The following is a 19,225-nucleotide window of genomic DNA, read 5'->3' on the forward strand; positions in this document are numbered from 1 at the left end:
CCTAGTGATCCGTCAGAGAAGACTGATAAACCTGTTCTTAATTGGGAAGAAGCATATGAAAAAGCCATTGGAAAGATTGAAAAGCATCATCCTTTTTTAATGAAGGAAATCAAGACGGAACAAAAATTAATGGAGTATCCTCAGCACACACAAAGTACAGACTGGTTTTCCCCAGAATACACCTATCAGTTTCCTAGAAAAATCCAAGGGGCTGTATACGATGAGAATCGTATTATGGTAAGTATAAATCGGTATACTGGTGAAATACAAAGCTATACAGTTCGCTGGACACCAGCATTAACCTTGCCATCACAGGAAAGTATTTTGTCTGCGGATCAGGCCTTGAAAAAACTCCTAAAACAGCATGAAATGGAACTGGTGTATAGTCGAATGCACATTGGCACAGATGATATGGATTCAGAATATAGCAATCGACTGGTGTATCGATGGAGACCTGTGGATCCATCTTATTCTATGAATTATATAGATGCACAAAATGGTGAGTTGTTGGATCATAGCGGCAGAAAGATTCCTCGAAGTGATATTCAAGCTTTTGAAGCAGCGATCAGTGGTCATTGGGTAGAAAGAACTGCAAGGCTATTGGCGCAGCAAGGTGTGATTGATATGGAGACATTTAACCCAGAGGAAAAGATAACTCGAATAGAAGCCATAAAAATGATGGTGAAAATCCATGGAAGCAGATCTTTTACAGGCCATGTGATGGAATCTAGTGGTGATGTAGGATTTGTGGATGTTATGGAGCAAGACGAAGACTTTCGATACATTCAATGGGCGATTCGATATGGGATTATGGAAAACAAATTAGAAGCCTTTCAGTGGCAGGAAACACTACCAAGAGAAGAGATGGCACAGATGATGATTAATCTCTTGCAATACGGAGAACTTTCCAAAGCTGCGGATATTTTCATTGTGCAGTACGAAGATTCAGAAGTGATTTCAGAAAAAAATTGGGGGGCGGTTGCCATCAGTAAAGGATTGGGACTGGTGGATTCAGATAAAAAATATTTCAGACCAAAGGAAGCAGCTACGATGGCTGAAGTTGCAGATATGTTGTATAAAGTTGCTGGATTGCTGCAATAAAACAATTAAGATAGAAGGATTCCCTTTAAAAAGTCAGACAGCTGTTATAATATAGTTGTACTGGCTTTTTGAATGAGGATAATTTCAAATCCGTTGGATTTAATAGGAAGAAAAGGAACTAAATAGGAGTTGGTTTTTTGTCAAGAATGGAAAAACGCAAAACAATCGAAGCGAAAAAAAGAAATAAATGGATTACATGGATGTTAATCATGGTTTTTATTGTCTCTACAGTGCTTTTTTATTATGTTGGGCCGTATTTTTTTGGCTCTTTGCCCTGGCAAAGGGAGGAAGAAAAACCATATCGTGTGATTTTTAACGAAAAAAAGTACAATATTCCCGTTGTTGTTGAAGATGAAGTTATTTTTTTACCGCTGTCATGGGTAGAAGATCAGATAACAGGCCAATTGGAAATAAAGAAGAATCCGCTTCGGGCTCGTATGATGATTAGGGAAGACTATATTGAATATGAAGACCAAAGCCTGAATGAATTCATGAAAAAGGACGCAATCCCTTTTGAAGTCAGCTTACTTGAGGAAGAAGAGGAAATCTTTTTTCCTGTATCTGGGCTGGATATGCTGCTAAACCACAAAACAACTCACCATGTAGAAACAGATTTGGTAACCATTGATCAATTGAAAAACCCCTATCAAACAGCCCTTATAAGAGAGGACTCATTTCTCAAGAAGGAAAAAGGCTTTTGGGGGAAACGCATAGCAAGTCTTAGGGAGGGAGATACCGTAAGAGTAGTGGAAGAAAGAGAAGAATACTTTTATATTAGAACTGAAAAGGGTATTTTGGGGTTCTTGCCAAAAGAGGCTGTTCAATCATTGCACAAGAACAAAGTGAAGCCAGATTCCTTAAGGATGAACCATGTGACACCAAGCTCTTTGGAAAAGCCTTTTGGTATGGTGTGGGAATATGTTGGCAGCAAACATCCAGATCGTAGCAAAGAGGAAGCTATACCAGCCCTATCAGTAGTTTCGCCTACATGGTTTGAGTTGGAAAATGATTTGGGAGACTTGATTGGAAAGGCACAATTTCGATATGCTTCGTATATGAAAGAACGAGGATATCAGATTTGGGGATTGGTGTCTAATGCCTTTGATCCAGATATGACAGAATCTTTTCTGATGAACATAGAAGCACAGGATCATTTTATTCGACAGTTATTATTGTATGCTTCTTTGTATGAGATGGAAGGGATTAACCTGGATTTTGAAAACATTCATTATCGAAACCAGCAGGAATTTACAGATTTTGTCCAGCGATTATCGGATAAACTCAGAGATCAGGGTTTAATTCTTTCCATTGATGTAACCATACCAGGTGGAAGTTTAAACTGGTCCCAGGTGTATGACCGAAGTAGTTTGGCACCATTAGTGGACTATGTGTGTGTGATGACCTACGATGAACATTGGGGGAGTAGTCCCGTTGCTGGATCGGTTGCATCTATAGGATGGGTGGAACATGGAATTCAACAAACATTAGAAGAGGTTCCAGCAGAAAAAGTGTTGATAGGATTACCTTTTTATACTCGGTTGTGGGAAGAAGTTCAGCTATCTGATGGTAGTGTATCTGTTTCGTCACGTGCCTTGGGGATGGATTATGCAGAACGTATTTTAAAAGAAAGTGGTGTGCAAAGAGAGGATTGGAAGTGGAAGGAGGAAACGGGTCAATACTATGTAGAATATGAAAAAGATGAAAAGCGCTATCGAATATGGGTAGAAGAAGAGAGATCCATTGCTTTAAAAGCTTCTTTAATAGAGGATTATGAATTAGCAGGATTTGCTGGATGGAGGAAAGGCTTTGAGAAAAATAAGATTTGGGATGTGCTGAAGAATGCACTATAATGATAGAAAGACAAGTAGTTTTATAGTCTTCCAAAGAATATAAAATAGTAATGTAGTAGAAGAGATGAGGGAAAGGGGATCTATATGAATTTCTCGTCCTTGGAATATCAATATCCATCAAAAAGAAACTTATTATATAGTAATAGAGGGATGGTGGCCACCTCTCAGCCTTTGGCAGCCCAAGCAGGACTGGATATGTTGAAAAAAGGCGGCAACGCCGTTGATGCCGCTATTGCAACAGCTGCCTGTTTGACTGTGGTGGAGCCAACATCCAATGGGATTGGTGGAGATGCATTTGCTATCCTTTGGATGGAAGGTGAGCTTCATGGCTTGAACGCAAGTGGCCCTGCTCCGGAAGCCTTATCTTTGGAATACTTTAAAAAACAAGGGTTAAAGGAGATGCCAAGTCTGGGAGCGTTGCCCATTACAGTTCCGGGTGCACCAGCTGCATGGGCAGCTCTTTCTCAGCGATTTGGAAACCTTTCTTTGCAAACCGTACTGAATCCCGCAATTCAATATGCTCGAAGTGGATTTCCTGTTGCTCCAAGCACTGCGTATTTTTGGAAGAGAGCGTATCAAAATGCTCTGAGGAACTATCAAGGAGATGTTTTTGAACCTTGGTTTCAGACTTTTGCTCCAGAAGGCAGAGCCCCTAGGTCGGGAGAAATATGGAGTTCCAAAAGCCATGGAAAAACCCTTGCTGCCATTGCAAAGTCAGAAGGCAGAGATTTTTATGAAGGAGAACTGGCAGAAAAAATAGAATCCTTTTTATGGAAACATCAAGGAAAGTTGACAAAGAAGGATTTGGAAAAATATAAAGTAAGATGGGAAAAACCCATTTCAGTTTCGTATCGAGGTTATGAGGTTTGGGAAACACCTCCAAATGGACAGGGGCTGATTGCTTTGCAGGCCTTGGCAATTTTACAAGGAATTGAGTTGTCTTCCGTGGAAAATGAAAAAGCGGTACACAGCATTATTGAGGCCTTGAAACTTTCTTTTTCAGATGGAAAAGCATACATCGCCGATCCAGACCATATGGAGGTATCTGTAGAAAACTTGCTTTCGGAAAAATATGTCCAATCTAGAAGGGATTTAATTAGAGATACGGCTCTAATGCCTGAAGCTGGTGTGCCACCACGAGGTGGAACCGTATATATGGCGGCGGCAGATGGCGATGGGAATATGGTATCTATGATACAGAGCAATTACATGGGATTTGGATCTGGGGTAGTGGTGCCAGAAACAGGCATTGCTCTACATAATCGTGGACATAATTTTTCATTGAATCCCCGACATCCTAATTGTTTAACTCCTGGAAAACGGCCTTACCACACTATTATTCCTGGATTTTTAACAAAAGACCAGAAGCCAATCGGTCCTTTTGGTGTTATGGGAGGTTTTATGCAACCTCAAGGCCACCTTCAGCTATTGACGAAAGTAATAGATTTTAATCTTAATCCCCAGGCGGCGTTAGATGCTCCTCGTTGGCAATGGATGGGTGGAAACAAGGTTGAAGTCGAACAGAATTTTTCGGAAACAATGATACAGCAACTGGTAGAAAGAGGTCACGATATTGTATTGCAAAGAGAGCGAGGAAGCTTCGGAAGAGGTCAAATGATCTTGAGGGATGAATTTGGCGTTTTATGCGGTGCAACAGAGCCTAGGACAGATGGATGTGTAGCGGTATGGTGATTTTGAATAGATTCTAATAGCGTTGGAGGAGAATAATGCAAAGATGAAAAAAAGAATTCAATCTGGTCTTTTACGAGTGAAATACTGGCAATTTTTTGTTTTTATGGCTGTATGGATACTTTTAGTGCTCTACCCTAATCCGTTTAAGTTAGGGCAGAGCCTTTACCGAATTATAAATCCGCCAGTGGATGCAGCTGGTGTGATGCACCTTATAGAAGAGGCTCCTTTGGATGCGGAGGAGCTGGAAGGTTTTGTCTTGATGAAAATACCCTATCAATATGACTGGGTTACCTTTGGGGTTCCATGGTATTTTCCTACCTTAGAAGAGGTATTAGAGAATGGAACAGGAGATTGTAAAAGTCGATTTGTCCTATTGGCCTCCTACTTTGAGGCTAGAGAGATTCCTTATCAACTTAGTTTTTCCTTGAGTCATTTCTGGGTAGTATACGAAGGGAAAACTGAAACACCTATGGAACAAGTTCAAAATGCTTTTTTGCTTCGTGGAGAAGACGGCACCATGAGCCTTCAGATTCCAAGGGAAGATAAAAATCAAGTCTGGAATAACTTTAGAGAAGGCTTTTGGGAATATATGCCAAGGAATCGAAAGCTACTCCTTATTCTTGGGGTGCTAGCTTCATGGATGGGTATAATCATGAAAAGGATGACTTCTTTTACAGCAATGCGATGACAGAGACGAAAAAGATATGATATAATGAAGGGATAAAGGAAAAAGAATAGTTTTATCATATAAGGAGGGACCTGCATGTCCAGCGAAAATCAAGGCTTCGTATCATCTAATTTTATCAAAAACATTATTAATGAAGATCTTAAAAATAACAAGAATGATGGTCGTGTTCACACACGATTTCCACCAGAGCCGAATGGCTATTTACATATTGGCCACGCCAAGTCAATTTGTCTGAATTTTGGTTTAGCCAACGAGTATAATGGTCTTTGCAATTTACGGTTTGATGATACAAATCCATCAAAAGAAGATGTAGAGTATGTGGAATCCATCAAAGAAGATGTTCGCTGGTTAGGTTTTGATTGGGAAGAAAGACTTTTTTTTGCATCGGATTACTTTGAAAAACTGTATGAATATGGTCTTGACCTTATTAGAGCAGGAAAAGCATATGTCTGCGACTTATCAGGTGAGGAAATTCGTGAAACCCGTGGCACATTAAAAGAGCCAGGCCAAGAAAGTCCGTATCGGGATCGAACCGTTGAAGAAAACGTAGATTTGTTTCAGCGAATGAGGGCAGGAGAATTTCCTGATGGAAGCCGGGTTTTGAGAGCGAAAATCGATATGACATCCCCCAATATGAACATGAGAGATCCTGTGCTTTACCGAATAGCTAAAGTAAAGCATCATCGAACAGGCGATGAGTGGTGTATTTACCCTATGTACGACTATGCACATCCGTTGTCAGATGCTTATGAAGGGATTACCCATTCCATCTGCACATTAGAGTTCGAAGATCATCGTCCTTTGTATGATTGGGTTATGGACGCCCTAGATTTCCAGCCCCATCCACAACAGATTGAATTTGCACGGCTGAATCTTACAAACACGGTAATGAGCAAGCGAAAATTAAGAGAGCTAGTAGAAAATGAAGCAGTGGATGGATGGAACGATCCAAGAATGCCAACCATTTCTGGTTTACGCAGAAGAGGGTACACGCCAGCCTCTATTAGAGATTTTTGTGATCGGATAGGGGTTGCTAAAAGCAATAGCATGGTGGATATCGCTTTACTGGAGCATTGTATTCGAGAAGATTTGAAACTGAAAGCACCACGTATGATGGGGGTTCTTAACCCTCTAAAGCTTGTGATTACAAATTATCCAGAACATAAGACTGAAGTTTTGACTGCGGAGAACAATCCAGAAAATCCAGAAATGGGTCAGAGACAAATTAATTTTAGCAGAGAGATCTATATTGAAAAAGAAGATTTTATGGAAGAACCACCCAAAAAATTCTTTCGATTGGCGCCAGGGAAAGAAGTGCGTTTAAAGTATGCATATATCATTCGCTGCGATGAAGTGATAAAGGATCCAGAAACAGGAGAAGTGTTGGAATTGCATTGTAGCTATGACCCTAACACAAAAAGTGGAAATGATACTAGTGGCAAAAAGGTAAAAGGAACGTTGCATTGGGTATCAAAAGAAGAAAGCATCCCGGCTAAAGTAAGATTGTATGATCACCTTTTCCATGAAAAGCAAGATGAGTCTTCAGGGGAAGTTCTTATGGAACTAAACCCTAATTCCAGAAAAGAAATAGGGTGTGCTATGGTGGAAAAAGGGTTCAAAGCATATAAAGCAGGTCAACAGTTTCAATTTATGAGACATGGTTACTTTGCATTGGACCCAATTGATGGGACGGATCAGGATGAACTAGTATTTAACCGAATTGTTTCTCTTCGGGACACATGGGCTAAAATTCAAAAGGCACCTAAATAGAGTTGAATAATTGCTGGAAGGTATGATAATAATGGTTGCAGACAGAGAAATGATGAATGAATCCTATAGAGCAGATAAATCCATGGAACAAATAAAGATCCATATTCAGCAGGAAAATCTCTTGGTGTTGGTTGTTGAAGACGATCCTATGAGCAGAATCTTTATGGAAAAAATTCTAGTGAGATTAGGCGTAGAGGCAGAATTTGCAAAAGATGGTCTTGAGGCCGTAAGGATGTACATGAAAAATGAGTATGATCTTATATTTCTGGACATTCAGATGCCGGTGATGAATGGCTACGAGACGGCTGAGTTAATACGACAACAGGAAAAAATGACATCTATTCATATACCCATTGTTGCGGTTACAGCATACGCACTGGAAGAAGATCGGGATAGATGCATGAAAGTGGGGATGGATGCCTATTTATCTAAGCCTGTTTCCATGGAAGAACTGCTTCGAGTCATGACAAAGTTTTGTTGTGGTGAAACAGGAACGACGATATGAGACGTTGGCAGCCACAAATGTTATTTCGAGTTAGAGCATCTGCCATTATTCTGAACCAGCATCATGAAATACTATTGGTTCTTCATAAAGATCCGTTGATGAAAGAAACCTATTTAATGCCTCCAGGTGGTGGATTGGAAGCTGGAGAAAATGCCTTAGAAGCTGTAGTCAGAGAAGTAAAAGAGGAATGTGGAGTATCCTGTCAACCAGGGGAGCTTTTGTATGTTCGCGAGTATATAAGCCACAACGCTGAATTGCATCACTTAGGAATGTTTTTTAGGGGAGAACTATTGGAAAAACAGGAAAAAGTGGTGACGGGAACTGATCCAGAGCTAGAGCATCAACTCATCCAAGAGTGTCGTTTTTATAGTCAAGAAGAGTTGAAAAATACAACTATGGATATTTATCCAGAAATTTTAAAGGATGTTTTTTGGGAAGATTTGAAAAATCAATTTTTGAATCATCGAGTATACCTTGGGCAACAGCGAGATTAAACTTATTCCAAGAATGACAAAGAAGAATTTACTCTTTGTCATTCTTTTTCTTTTTATAGAATAAAAAGACAGGGAAAGACCATGATTATCACGAAGGAATTGAGGTATCTAATAGAAAAAGATTTGGTTAGGAGGAAATTCAAAATGTTAGAAGAACTAGAAGAAATTGAACTTAAATTACGCCTATTAAATCCAGAAGAGGCACCGAAAATTTCCAAGACATTAGAGTTCATGTCGGGCATGGAATTGCCTCTTCTGGAGAATAGATTGGAATCCACTTACTACGATACTGCTGATCGTTTACTTTTTTTAGCGGGTTGGACGTATCGCATTCGAAAAGAAGAGGAAAGTTGGGTTGCGACGGTAAAAGGAATGGGAACTTCGGAAGGTGGGCTTCATAAGCGGAGGGAGTGGAATTTGTCCATTGCTGAGCCAGAGGCATCCATCGAAGCCTTTGATTATCCAGAGATTCAACAAACTTTACGGGAAGTAGTAGGAGAAAAAGCATTGGAACCGATGATAAAAACCATTTTTACCCGTACAAAAGGACTTTGGAAAGATGATGAAGGAAATATAGTTGAAATAGCAATAGACACTGGCTATATAGAGGCGGGGAAGAATAAGGAACGCATAGATGAATTGGAACTGGAATTAAAAGCTGGGAAAACCAAGACGCTGATGATTTTGGGGAAGGTGCTTTCAGAGCAATATGCATTAATGCCTGCAAAAGAGAGTAAATTTTTTAGAGGGGTAAAGCTTCTTGGGTTAAAAAAAGAAAGAGAAAATCCACAAAAGAAGGAAATACATACAGTTGATATCGATGGAATAAGCGTTTCTAAAGGACGATATAAAACAACCGTTAAAGCCTTTGAACAAATCAATGGAGCATTGGAATTACTAATCAAGCATCCAATGGATCTAGAGAAGCTTCATCAACTGCGGGTGGGCATAAGAAATCTCAGATCGATATTATTCTTATTTAAGCCATCGATTGATCCTAAAGACTATAATCGTATTAACCTACTTTTGCAACAGTGGCATCAGGAAACAAATGAAATAAGAGAGTTAGATGTCATGAAAATCAATCTTATGGAGTGGATTGAGAGCCTAGATCATCCAGAGAAAGTAACGTGGATGGTATTTGAAGTGGAAAAAGAACTGGAAAAAAAGAGGAGGGATTTCTACAAACGGTTAAAGGGAGGAGAGATGACATCGAAAATCTTAGAAATAGGCTATTTATTAGAAGGATTATCAAGTGCATCGTCAAAGATGGATACAGAAATAGCAGCAAAGGAGTTTGTTCATAAAAGACTTGATGAACAAATCAAAGCCTTCAATCGAAAAACAAAAAAAACCAGCATTGATAATTCTGAAGAGTTACATCGGTTAAGGATTCGAGGAAAGAAGATACGATATAGCATTCAAAATATTAAGCTCGGAAATGACGAAAAAAGGAAAACAAAGAAATCCATAGATAAAGCACTAAAAGCAGCAAAAAAGCTGCAGACCTTACTAGGCGATATTCATGACAGTCATTGTGAAACTAACTGGATGAAATTTTTAGCCAACAGAAGAGAGATGCTGCTGGAAGACATGGAGTATTTAGGCAGATATGTAGGGTGGCAAATATCTAAGCAGAATCGACTTAAAAAAACACTGGTTAAGCATTGGGAAAAGACTCAGGTAAGGAAGCTATGAAAAGGTACACATAGGATGGTGAAAAACACAGGAGATGGGTATATAATAAGAAGTGCAAAAGAATGTATCAGGAGGGATAAGATGAATGAGGTAATTTCTTTAATGAAAAGGCATACATCCATTCGGAAATTCAAGGACCAAGCAATAGACGAGCAAGTGCTGGAGGAGATAATTCATGCAGGAAGGCATTCAGCCACTTCTAGTTTTTTACAGCCATACACCGTTATAAGGGTGAAGGATCCTGTTAAAAGAGAGAAACTAGCGGAACTTTGCGGAGATCAAAAACATGTAAAGCAGGCTCCGGTATTTTTGGTTTTCTGTGCGGATCTACATAAATTGAATGTAGCCTGTGATATACAGAAAGAACACATGGAAAAGGGATACGTTGAGCAGTTGATTATCGCTTCTGTAGATACGGCCATTTGGGGGCAAAGTGTTTTATTGGCAGCCGAGTCCCTGGAGATAGGTGGTGTTTATGTAGGCGGGATCCGAAATAAACCTAAAGAAGTAAGTGAAATGCTGAAGTTGCCAGAACAGGTGTTTCCAATATTTGGCATGAGTTTGGGATACCCTGATCATACACCTCAGGTAAAGCCAAGAATGCCTTTGCCTTTGGTGTATAAAGAAGAGGTTTATGATACAACGAGAGAAAAAGAATTGCTAGAAACATACGATCAAAGGATATTGGAATATTTAAAAAATAGAAGAGGGAACCCTAGGGAAGAAACATGGTCAGAAGCTGTGGCAGCAAAAGTCAGTAAAGAGTCAAGGCCACATATGAAGTCTTTTTTAGAGCAACAAGGGTTTAACTTAAAATAAAGCTTAACATAATAGTGGAAAAAGAGATAAAAGGGGTGATTTGATGAAAAAAATAACGATTAAAATGAAAATTATGATTTCCTTGGTAGTACTGGGCACCTTAGCAGTAACGATTGGTTTCGCTGGATTTTATGCTTCCCAGACGATTGCTGAAATTGAAACACGAGTCCAAGACAATCTATTGATAACCAGAGAAATAAGAGAATTAGAAATTGATCATTTAGACTGGCGGCAAGAGTTGTCCGATGCGGTGAATGAGGGGGATCGTTTTGTAGGTGAAGTGGATTATACGCAGTGCAATTTGGGGCAATGGTATTATGGATTTATTGATTCGGATGAATTCTTAGCTTTACCAGCAGAATTAAAACAATCCTTTCATGAGATGGAAGAACCACATGCACTGATACATACTAGTGCCCATGATATTAATCAAGCCATACAGAATAATAATATTGAAGAAGCGGAGCGTATTTTTACTCAGGTGACGGTGCCTGGACTTCAACAGGTTAGAAGCATCATGACGGAGATCAATGATGGATATGGGCAGCTTTCGGATGAATTGATTCAGCAGTCTGAAGACACACAACAAACCGTAACGATGATCACAATTATCTTAATAAGTTTAGCGGCAGTAATTGCAGTGATAGTTGGGATCACCTTGAATCGGGGTGCTATAAAACCGATTCAAAATGTAACGAATATGCTAAAAGATATTGCAGAAGGAGAAGGAGATCTAACCACAAGGCTAGAGATTACAAGTCAAGATGAAATAGGGTTAATGGCTACGTATTTCAATCAGTTTGTTGGAAAAATACAAAATACGGTGCAGGATATTAACGCTACGACAGCCACTCTCAAAAAATCTTCGGATAATCTTGGTGAAGTAGCAGATACAATGGCGGCAAATAGTGAGGAACTTAGTTCCAAGATGGAAACGGTCAGTGCAGCAGTGGAAGAAATTACCGCGAGCATTGCCAGCACGGCAGGTGCTTCTGAAGAAGCGAAGACTAGTCTTGGTGTCGTTGTTTCTGCTGTAGAGGAAATGAATGCGACGCTTCGGAATATGGCATCTGCTTCTGAGCAGAGCTCAGCAGGAGCTCAGTCCGTTGCTGACCTTGTCAACGATATATCAAGAAAAATTCAAAATAGCTCTAAGTCTACCAGTCAAGTATCAACAGCCGTTAATAGCGTTGTGACTGCGATTAAAGAAATCAATATATCGTTGAACGAAGTGAGTAGTAGCTGTGAAAGATCCATGGAAATCACAGCAAATGCAGAAAGTAAGGCACAAGAGACCAATGAAATCATTGGAAACTTGGATCAATTATCCTTACAGATCGGTAAAATCATAGACGTTATCAACGATATTGCAGATCAAACGAATATGTTGGCGTTAAACGCTGCTATTGAAGCGGCTGGTGCTGGGGAAGCTGGAAAAGGCTTTGCGGTTGTAGCCAATGAAGTCAAGGAACTAGCTAAACAGACTGGGGAGGCAACGGAAGAAATACGAAGTCAGATTGAGAATATGCAAAAAAGAACCTCTGTAGCCGTAGAAGCGGTGAAATCGATTACAGATGTGATACAAGAAATCACAGAAATTACAAATTCTATTGCAGCAGCAGTGACAGAGCAGTCGGCGACTGCTGGTGATATATCGGAAGCTGCTGTAAGTGCATCCCAAGAAGTCAATGCAGTTAATAAAGAAATCATTGAAATAGCGGGAAATGCTGAAGATGCATCGCGTGGGGTCATGGAAATATCAGAAGGTGTCAATGAACTGGCAAGATCATCCAGTGAAATATCAACGGCATCAAATGAAGTGGCTAGCAGCGTAGACGCAGTCTCTCAGAAAGTAGATGAAGTGGCTAGATCCTCAGAAGAAATATCCTCTGGCACCAATGAAATTGCTCAAAATATTGTGGATGTTAATAGCGTGGCGGCTGATAATGCTACTGGTGCAACAGAAACAAGTAGTGCAGCAAAAGATCTTTCTAACATTACGAGTACCTTAGAGCAATTGGTAAATCAGTTTAAAGTTTAAGAGGTGTAATAGAAAAACAGTCTTTCCGGCTTACGATAGATAGGTGAGCCGGATTTTTTTATATACGTATTGACATTTAAGTATTGAAATACTATAATGATACAAGAAAGAAAGAAAGAAAGAAAGAGGAGGATACTTATGAATAGAAGAATTATTGAGATAAACGAAGAACTTTGTAACGGTTGTGAAAAGTGCGTAACAGCCTGTCATGAAGGTGCCATAGAAATGGTGAATGGAAAAGCCAGGTTAATCAGCGATACTTACTGCGATGGTCTCGGGGACTGTTTGCCAGAATGTCCTACAGGAGCTATAAATATGATCGAAAGAGATGCAGAACCATATGACGAAGCACTTGTTATGGAGCGAATTAAAGAAAGAGAGAGGCGCATAGCAGAGGATGCATCAATGCCTTGTGGGTGTCCTGGGAATATGTCGAAGGCTATTAAAAGATCTATAGGTGATGATTGTAACGATCAAGAAGATAAAGAGGAAGATTCAACCTTTGTTGTCCAAAGCAATTCATCTCAGTTATCCCAATGGCCAGTGCAGATAAACTTAATACATCCGCAAGCCCCATATCTAAAAAATGCGGATCTCTTAATTGCGGCAGATTGCACTGCTTATGCTTACGGAAATTTTCATCAAGAATTCATCAAAGGAAGAAAAACCCTAATAGGATGCCCTAAACTTGATGACAATCAACACTATCAAGAAAAACTCACAGAAATAATCAAGTACAATCAGCCTAAAAGCATCACTGTCATAAGAATGCAAGTTCCTTGTTGTGCTGGAATTGTGAGCACTGTAAAACAAGCTATGTTAGATGCTCAGACCATCGTGTCTTACAGGGAGATAACCATAACAACGGATGGACGACGGATAGAATAGACCTTAAAACAAGGGCTGTTTTGGTTGAAAATAAATTCCTAAAAAGAGTTGACAAAGAACAAAAGTCTCTGTATGATGGAACGAAATCAATTTGCTTCGAACCAATAGTAAAACAAGCAAACATATATAAATCTATGATAGAGAGCAGTAGACAGTGAAAGGTTTTAGAGAGCTGACGGATGGTGAAAGTCAGCACCAGAATCTGTTGAATCCACTCTGGAGATGGCGGAAAACCCGTCCGAAGGTCATCGTTAAAGGCCTAATGAAGATTTTTATCCCATAGGAGATAAAAATAAATTAAGGTGGTACCGTGGAAGTAATGAAGCTTTCGCCCTTAGCAATGTAATTGCTGGGCGAAAGCTTTTGTGCTTTTTGGAAAAGAGAGATAGAAAAGGAGGAAGATCATGAAAATACTAGTTACAGAAAAAATATCAGAAAAAGGCTTAAAGGTGCTACAGGAATCGGGAGCAGAGGTAGATGTAAAAATGAAGCCCAATAGGGAAGAACTTCTATCTATCATACCTGAGTACGATGCAATAGTAGTACGAAGCTATACAAAAGTGGACGAAGTGTTTTTTCATCACGCTAAAAAACTAAAAGTGGTAGGCCGTGCTGGGAATGGAGTGGACAACATTCATATGCCATCAGCAACACAACATGGGGTTATTGTCGTTAATACACCAGACGCCAACAGCGTATCAGCAGCAGAACTAACAATTGGCCACATGTTGGCCGCTAGCCGTAAAATTCCCCAGGCTCATCAGGCCATGAAAAACCGCCATTGGGATAATCATGGTTACATTGGAACTGAATTGTATAAGAAAAAATTAGGGATTATTGGATTGGGAAGGATTGGAGCTTTGGTTGCAACGAGAATGCAAGCTTTTGAAATGGATGTCCTTGCATATGACCCTTATATTGCAGATAGCCGATTTGAAAAAATTGGCGTAAAAAAGAAAGCGACCCTAGAAGAATTAATCAAAGAAGTTGATTATTTAACAGTGCATACACCTAAAACAAAAGAGACGATTGGAATGATTGATAGAGCAGAATTGACCTTAGCAAAAAAAGGACTGTGTGTCGTCAACTGTGCTCGAGGTGGAATTGTTAAGGAAGAGGCTCTAGTATGGGCCATTAAAGAAGGAATTGTCAATATGGCTGGTGTAGATGTTTTAACAGAAGAACCTCAAACGACTTCACCACTTTTTGATGTGGAGAACGTCATCTTAACACCACATATTGGAGCTGGGACGGTGGAAGCTCAGGATAAAGTAGGCGTAGGAATTGCCCATGAAGTGCTAGGAGCTCTTAAAGGTGAAGTGGTGACCAATGCAGTCAATATGCCCACTTTGATGAAACAAGAATTGGATCAGGTGAGAAGCAGCATGAAGCTTGGAGAAATCCTAGGGAAATTCTATTATCAGATGAATAAAGAACCAGTAGACCGTCTGGAAATCATCTATAGTGGTGAAACGGCTGGAATGGAAACAGAAATGATTACCTTGGCTGCATTGAAGGGGTTGATGGAGCCAGTAGTTCAGGAAAAGGTGAATTATGTGAATGCTGGATTAATGGCGAAAAACAGAGGCATTGAAGTAATTGAAAGTAAAAGATCTGAAAATGATCACTACCTGAATTATATTCAACTGAAGATTCATGCAAAAGATAAGTGCTATACCATAGGAGGAACTGTTTTTGGAAAGAAAGAACTTCGAATCTCTGAAGTTAATGGCTTTGTTTTTGATGTGATTCCAACTTCTTATATGTTGGTTGCAGAAAATATCGATCAACCTGGAATGATTGGAAAAATTGGAACAAGTCTGGGGCAGCATCAAATTAATATTGCTACCATGCAAGTCAGTCGAAATGTTCAAGGAGAAAAAGCTATGATGGTTCTTACAATAGATTCTGAGCCATCGGAAGAAGATTTAAAAAAGATTGAAAAAGTTCCTGGCATTCTAAAAGTTCAGTTGGTTCGGATTTAATCCTGAAAGGATGGGGAGGCAGATGGCCCAGTATTTGATTCGGTCAATGACAGATGATTATGCAGAGTATTTAAGAGATGAATCAAGAACAAATGGAAAGGCAGAAAGTATATCTTTTCCAACTACTGAAAGAGACATTAAAAGAATTGTGGATGTTCTTCGACGCAACCAAACACCCATCACTCTTCAAGGAGCTAGAACTGGTTTAGCGGCTGGGGCAGTACCTCTTCAGGGACATATTATGAATATGTCTCGAATGGATCGTATTACAGGTATGAGAAGAGATCAGCAGGGTCAATTTTACATTTCATTGCAACCAGGAGTTGTTTTGTCTCAGTTGAAAAAAATGATAGAACTTAAATCCTTTGATGATAAAACGTGGAGTAATAGGTGTCAAAAAACATATGCAGAGTTTTGTGATGCGCCAGAACAGTTCTTTAGTCCGGATCCAACAGAGGCTTCTGCAAGTCTAGGGGGGATGGTTGCATGTAATGCATCTGGGGCAAGGAGCTACCGGTATGGATCTGTGAGGTCTTATGTGACCTACTTAAGAGTAGTTTTAACGAGTGGTGAAATATTGGAGATACGACGAGGTGAAAACCTAGCAAAAGGAAGAAACTTGGAGCTTAGAACGGATGCTGGAAAGGTATTGAATATTACACTGCCACGTTATCAGATGCCTAATACGAAAAACGCTTCGGGCTATTATGTTGAAGATGATATGGATGCGATTGATTTGTTTATCGGATCAGATGGAACCCTAGGTATTATAAGTGAAATAGAAATAAAATTACTGGATATGCCTAGGGTTGTTTGGGGTGTTGCTTGCTTTTTTCAGCAAGAGCAAAGGGTTCTAGATTTTGTTGTGGAGATTCGAAGCGTCCTAACAGAAATTGCATCCATAGAATATTTTGATGAAGACGCATTGGAAATTCTAAGAAAACAAAAGAAAGCAGGCCATACCTTTGCACAATTACCAGAAATCGATAGAAGATATAAAGCGGCAGCATATCTAGAGATCCATAGCTCATCGGAAGAAATGGCATTAGAGGAACTGAAAAAGATAGAAACAATTATGGAAAAAGTGGGAGGCGATGCTCAACATACATGGGTGGCTCAAGTAGATGTTGATAAGGATCGACTGTTGTTTTTCAGACATGCTATACCTGAGAGTGTCAATAGGCTCATAGACGAAGGGAAAAAGTTTTGTCCTGGACTTACAAAGCTGGGAACCGATATGGCAGTACCGGATCAATTCTTATATCATATCGTAAAGGTCTATCGTGAATCCTTAAAAAGTCAGGGGCTCAGATCGGCGGTGTGGGGCCATATAGGCAATAATCATCTCCACGTTAACCTGCTTCCCAAAAATGAAAAAGAGTATGAAATAGGAAAGAAACTGTATGCTGAGTGGGCAACGATTGTAACGGAACTAGGTGGAGCTGTTTCAGCAGAACATGGAGTAGGAAAACTGAAAGCTGATTTTCTGAAACAGATGTATGGTGATAAGGCAATTGATGAAATGAAAAAGCTAAAAAACCAGTTTGACGCTAATGGGATGCTTGGTCATGGAAATCTCTTTTCCTTTTCTTCGAAAGGAGGTGTTAATCCATGAGGATAGTGGTTTGCATCAAACAAGTTCCTTCTACCAATAAGGTGCAGGTACATCCCGAGACGAATACCATTATTCGTGATGGAAGGTTATCAGTGACAAATCCTTTTGATACCTATGCCATTGAAGAAGCCCTTCGGATAAAAGAAACCGTAGGAGGCGAAGTAGTCGCATTAAGCATGGGCATTCCTGATACAGAGAGACTCCTGCGAGACGCTGAAAGCAGAGGGGTTGACAGAGCCATACTCCTTACAGACAAGAAGTTTGCAGGTGCGGATACTCTGGCAACCTCGTACACCCTAGCTTTAGGCATTCGAGAACTTTGGCCTGTAAATCTCATTATATGCGGAAAAATGGCAGTAGATGGAGATACGGCTCAGATAGGGCCAGAGTTGGCTGAACAGATGGGTATACCACATGTAACAGAAGTTTCAAAAATATATTCTATTACAGAAGAAACCATCGAGTGTAAAAAAGAAACAGATTTTGGATATCAACGATTAAGAATAAAGCTTCCAGCATTAGTGACGGTGGTGAAGGATATAAATATGCCTCGGATGCCAAGCATTAAAGGGGTTTTAAGCAGTCGAAAACCATCATTTGTGAGGAAAGGTGCAGAGGAACTGAATGCTGATTTTTCCAAAATAGGGTTAGATGGATCCCCTACTCAGGTTGTTAAAACCTTTATCCCTGATCGGAGGAGTCAAGCAGTTGAAATCAAAGGCGAAGAAAAAGACCAAGTAAAAGAAATAATGAAAATCCTTGAGGAGGCGGTGAAAGATGGCGGAGTTGACTCTTGATAAAACCAAGTGTGTAGGATGTGGTAACTGTATAAAAGCATGTCCTACCAAAGCCTTATTCATGGATGAGGGCAAAGCGGTCTTGGATGAAGATAAGTGTATTCTTTGTGGCATGTGTTTTGATACCTGTCCTTATGATGCCATTTTTGTTAAAACAAAAAAATGCACTACTGAAGCTGCTAATAAGGGTAGAGGTGTATTTGTATTTATAGAGCAATACGCGGGGGATATTAAACAGGTATCTTATGAATTGTTAGGGAAAGGAAGGGAGCTAGCAGATATCCGGAACTGTCAGTTAACAGCCATATATTTAGGTAGTTGCATTCGTCCTTCGGTAAAAGAGTTGATTGGATATGGTGCTGATCGTGTGGTGTTCTGCGATGCTAAAAAACTTGAAAACCAGCATGATGAGGTCTATTGCCATGTACTTACATCGATTCTATATAAGGATAGACCAGAAATTTTTCTTTTTGGAGCTACTTCTTTTGGGAGATCCTTGGCGCCACGGATTGCAGCAAAACTACAGACAGGATTAACAGCGGATTGTACTGAATTAGAGATTGATGATGAAACTGGTTGTCTGCTTCAAACAAGGCCAGCTTTTGGTGGGAATTTAATGGCTACTATAATATGCCCGGAACACCGACCTCAAATGGCTACGGTAAGACCAGGTGTGATGAAGATTTTGGAAAAAGATGAAGACAGAAAAGGGCAATTGATAGAAGTAGAGTATCAGGCAAATTTTACTGAATGTATAGAAATTATGGAAGAGGTTCATGAAGAAATAGTTGAAACTATCGCAGATGCATCCGTTATTATTTCTGCTGGAAGAGGCATTGGATCACAGAAAAACATGACGCTTATTAATCGATTAGCTCTGTTGGTAGGAGGACAGGTAGGGGTGAGCAGACCTTTAGTGGATACTGGATGGAGTGAGTACAGACATCAAATTGGACAAACAGGAGCTATAGTGGCACCAAAGGTGCTTATAGCGTGTGGTATATCTGGAGCTATTCAGCATCTAGCAGGTATTAATGAGGCTCAAACCATTATTGCTATTAATAGTGATCCCGAAGCACCGATATTTTCAGTGGCCCACTATAAAATAATTGGTGATTGTGTAGAAGTGTTGAAACAACTCATACGGATAATAGAAACAAAACAAAATTAAAAATACTGCTTGACACTTAAGCTTCCAGATGGTAATCTATTTCTTGCCAGTAAAAGTCAGGCTGATGCAGCAGGCATTTATTGGGCACTAGGTATCCGGGTGTAGCGCAGT

15 protein-coding genes, 1 tRNA gene and 1 other annotated feature (1 of these 17 cut by a window edge) are annotated in these 19,225 nt (G+C 39.9%); all 16 genes read left to right on the forward strand.

Going from position 1 to position 19,225, the window contains the following annotated elements:
* Nucleotides 1-99 precede the first annotated feature (99 nt).
* On the forward strand, nt 100-1,101 hold the full coding sequence (locus ACZ47N_RS11105; RefSeq protein ID WP_464886629.1) for a hypothetical protein: 1,002 nt from the start codon (nt 100-102) through the stop codon (nt 1,099-1,101).
* A gap of 146 nt (nt 1,102-1,247) precedes the next feature.
* Entirely contained in the window at nt 1,248-2,951 is a 1,704-nt protein-coding gene (locus ACZ47N_RS11110) for a glycosyl hydrolase family 18 protein (RefSeq protein WP_464888438.1), read from the forward strand.
* 84 nt (nt 2,952-3,035) lie between these two features.
* Nucleotides 3,036-4,643: a gamma-glutamyltransferase gene (gene ggt, locus ACZ47N_RS11115; RefSeq protein ID WP_464886630.1), complete on the forward strand. Its 1,608-nt coding sequence runs from the start codon at nt 3,036-3,038 to the stop codon at nt 4,641-4,643.
* 43 nt (nt 4,644-4,686) lie between these two features.
* Nucleotides 4,687-5,331 (forward strand): hypothetical protein, encoded by a 645-nt coding sequence (locus ACZ47N_RS11120; protein ID WP_464886631.1) that lies wholly within the window; start codon nt 4,687-4,689, stop codon nt 5,329-5,331.
* A gap of 75 nt (nt 5,332-5,406) precedes the next feature.
* Nucleotides 5,407-7,101, forward strand: a complete 1,695-nt coding sequence (locus ACZ47N_RS11125) for a glutamine--tRNA ligase/YqeY domain fusion protein (RefSeq protein ID WP_464886632.1) — start codon at nt 5,407-5,409, stop codon at nt 7,099-7,101.
* 22 nt (nt 7,102-7,123) lie between these two features.
* A complete protein-coding gene (locus tag ACZ47N_RS11130) occupies nt 7,124-7,606 on the forward strand; it encodes a response regulator (protein WP_464886633.1) in 483 nt (160 codons plus the stop codon).
* Complete coding sequence (locus ACZ47N_RS11135; RefSeq protein WP_464886634.1) at nt 7,603-8,100, forward strand: NUDIX domain-containing protein; 498 nt, start codon at nt 7,603-7,605, stop codon at nt 8,098-8,100. The genes ACZ47N_RS11130 and ACZ47N_RS11135 overlap by 4 nt, the downstream gene beginning before the upstream one ends.
* Before the next feature lie 144 nt (nt 8,101-8,244).
* Nucleotides 8,245-9,798 (forward strand): CYTH and CHAD domain-containing protein, encoded by a 1,554-nt coding sequence (locus ACZ47N_RS11140; RefSeq protein WP_464886635.1) that lies wholly within the window; start codon nt 8,245-8,247, stop codon nt 9,796-9,798.
* A gap of 81 nt (nt 9,799-9,879) precedes the next feature.
* Entirely contained in the window at nt 9,880-10,617 is a 738-nt protein-coding gene (gene nfsA, locus ACZ47N_RS11145; RefSeq protein WP_464886636.1) for an oxygen-insensitive NADPH nitroreductase, read from the forward strand.
* A gap of 43 nt (nt 10,618-10,660) precedes the next feature.
* Nucleotides 10,661-12,658 carry a methyl-accepting chemotaxis protein gene (locus tag ACZ47N_RS11150; protein ID WP_464886637.1) on the forward strand — a complete coding sequence of 666 codons (1,998 nt, stop codon included), beginning with the start codon at nt 10,661-10,663 and terminating at the stop codon, nt 12,656-12,658.
* 138 nt (nt 12,659-12,796) lie between these two features.
* A complete protein-coding gene (locus tag ACZ47N_RS11155; protein WP_464886638.1) occupies nt 12,797-13,546 on the forward strand; it encodes an ATP-binding protein in 750 nt (249 codons plus the stop codon).
* A gap of 125 nt (nt 13,547-13,671) precedes the next feature.
* Nucleotides 13,672-13,885 (forward strand) — a binding site (T-box leader).
* Between the two features lie 65 nt (nt 13,886-13,950).
* Nucleotides 13,951-15,531, forward strand: a complete 1,581-nt coding sequence (gene serA / locus ACZ47N_RS11160) for a phosphoglycerate dehydrogenase (protein WP_464886639.1) — start codon at nt 13,951-13,953, stop codon at nt 15,529-15,531.
* A 22-nt stretch (nt 15,532-15,553) separates the two neighbouring features.
* Nucleotides 15,554-17,146: an FAD-binding oxidoreductase gene (locus ACZ47N_RS11165; RefSeq protein WP_464886640.1), complete on the forward strand. Its 1,593-nt coding sequence runs from the start codon at nt 15,554-15,556 to the stop codon at nt 17,144-17,146.
* Nucleotides 17,143-17,943 carry an electron transfer flavoprotein subunit beta/FixA family protein gene (locus ACZ47N_RS11170; RefSeq protein WP_464886641.1) on the forward strand — a complete coding sequence of 267 codons (801 nt, stop codon included), beginning with the start codon at nt 17,143-17,145 and terminating at the stop codon, nt 17,941-17,943. The genes ACZ47N_RS11165 and ACZ47N_RS11170 overlap by 4 nt, the downstream gene beginning before the upstream one ends.
* Nucleotides 17,924-19,114, forward strand: a complete 1,191-nt coding sequence (locus ACZ47N_RS11175; protein ID WP_464886642.1) for an FAD-binding protein — start codon at nt 17,924-17,926, stop codon at nt 19,112-19,114. Before ACZ47N_RS11170 ends, ACZ47N_RS11175 begins: the two co-directional genes overlap by 20 nt.
* A gap of 95 nt (nt 19,115-19,209) precedes the next feature.
* Nucleotides 19,210-19,225: transfer RNA gene (locus tag ACZ47N_RS11180), tRNA-Pro, on the forward strand; it runs 61 nt beyond the window's last position.

The organism is Tindallia texcoconensis, assembly GCF_055383815.1.

Excerpts from the sequence above, each read along its gene's own strand:
- ACZ47N_RS11140 (WP_464886635.1), top strand. The coding sequence starts at position 8,245 with ATGTTAGAAGAACTAGAAGAAATTGAACTTAAATTACGCCTATTAAAT.
- ACZ47N_RS11130 (WP_464886633.1), top strand. The coding sequence starts at position 7,124 with ATGATAATAATGGTTGCAGACAGAGAAATGATGAATGAATCCTATAGA.
- ACZ47N_RS11150 (WP_464886637.1), top strand. The coding sequence starts at position 10,661 with ATGAAAAAAATAACGATTAAAATGAAAATTATGATTTCCTTGGTAGTA.
- ACZ47N_RS11165 (WP_464886640.1), top strand. The coding sequence starts at position 15,554 with ATGGCCCAGTATTTGATTCGGTCAATGACAGATGATTATGCAGAGTAT.
- serA (WP_464886639.1), top strand. The coding sequence starts at position 13,951 with ATGAAAATACTAGTTACAGAAAAAATATCAGAAAAAGGCTTAAAGGTG.
- ACZ47N_RS11110 (WP_464888438.1), top strand. The coding sequence starts at position 1,248 with ATGGAAAAACGCAAAACAATCGAAGCGAAAAAAAGAAATAAATGGATT.
- ggt (WP_464886630.1), top strand. The coding sequence starts at position 3,036 with ATGAATTTCTCGTCCTTGGAATATCAATATCCATCAAAAAGAAACTTA.
- ACZ47N_RS11135 (WP_464886634.1), top strand. The coding sequence starts at position 7,603 with ATGAGACGTTGGCAGCCACAAATGTTATTTCGAGTTAGAGCATCTGCC.
- ACZ47N_RS11105 (WP_464886629.1), top strand. The coding sequence starts at position 100 with ATGAAGGAAATCAAGACGGAACAAAAATTAATGGAGTATCCTCAGCAC.
- ACZ47N_RS11120 (WP_464886631.1), top strand. The coding sequence starts at position 4,687 with ATGAAAAAAAGAATTCAATCTGGTCTTTTACGAGTGAAATACTGGCAA.
- nfsA (WP_464886636.1), top strand. The coding sequence starts at position 9,880 with ATGAATGAGGTAATTTCTTTAATGAAAAGGCATACATCCATTCGGAAA.
- ACZ47N_RS11170 (WP_464886641.1), top strand. The coding sequence starts at position 17,143 with ATGAGGATAGTGGTTTGCATCAAACAAGTTCCTTCTACCAATAAGGTG.
- ACZ47N_RS11155 (WP_464886638.1), top strand. The coding sequence starts at position 12,797 with ATGAATAGAAGAATTATTGAGATAAACGAAGAACTTTGTAACGGTTGT.
- ACZ47N_RS11175 (WP_464886642.1), top strand. The coding sequence starts at position 17,924 with ATGGCGGAGTTGACTCTTGATAAAACCAAGTGTGTAGGATGTGGTAAC.
- ACZ47N_RS11125 (WP_464886632.1), top strand. The coding sequence starts at position 5,407 with ATGTCCAGCGAAAATCAAGGCTTCGTATCATCTAATTTTATCAAAAAC.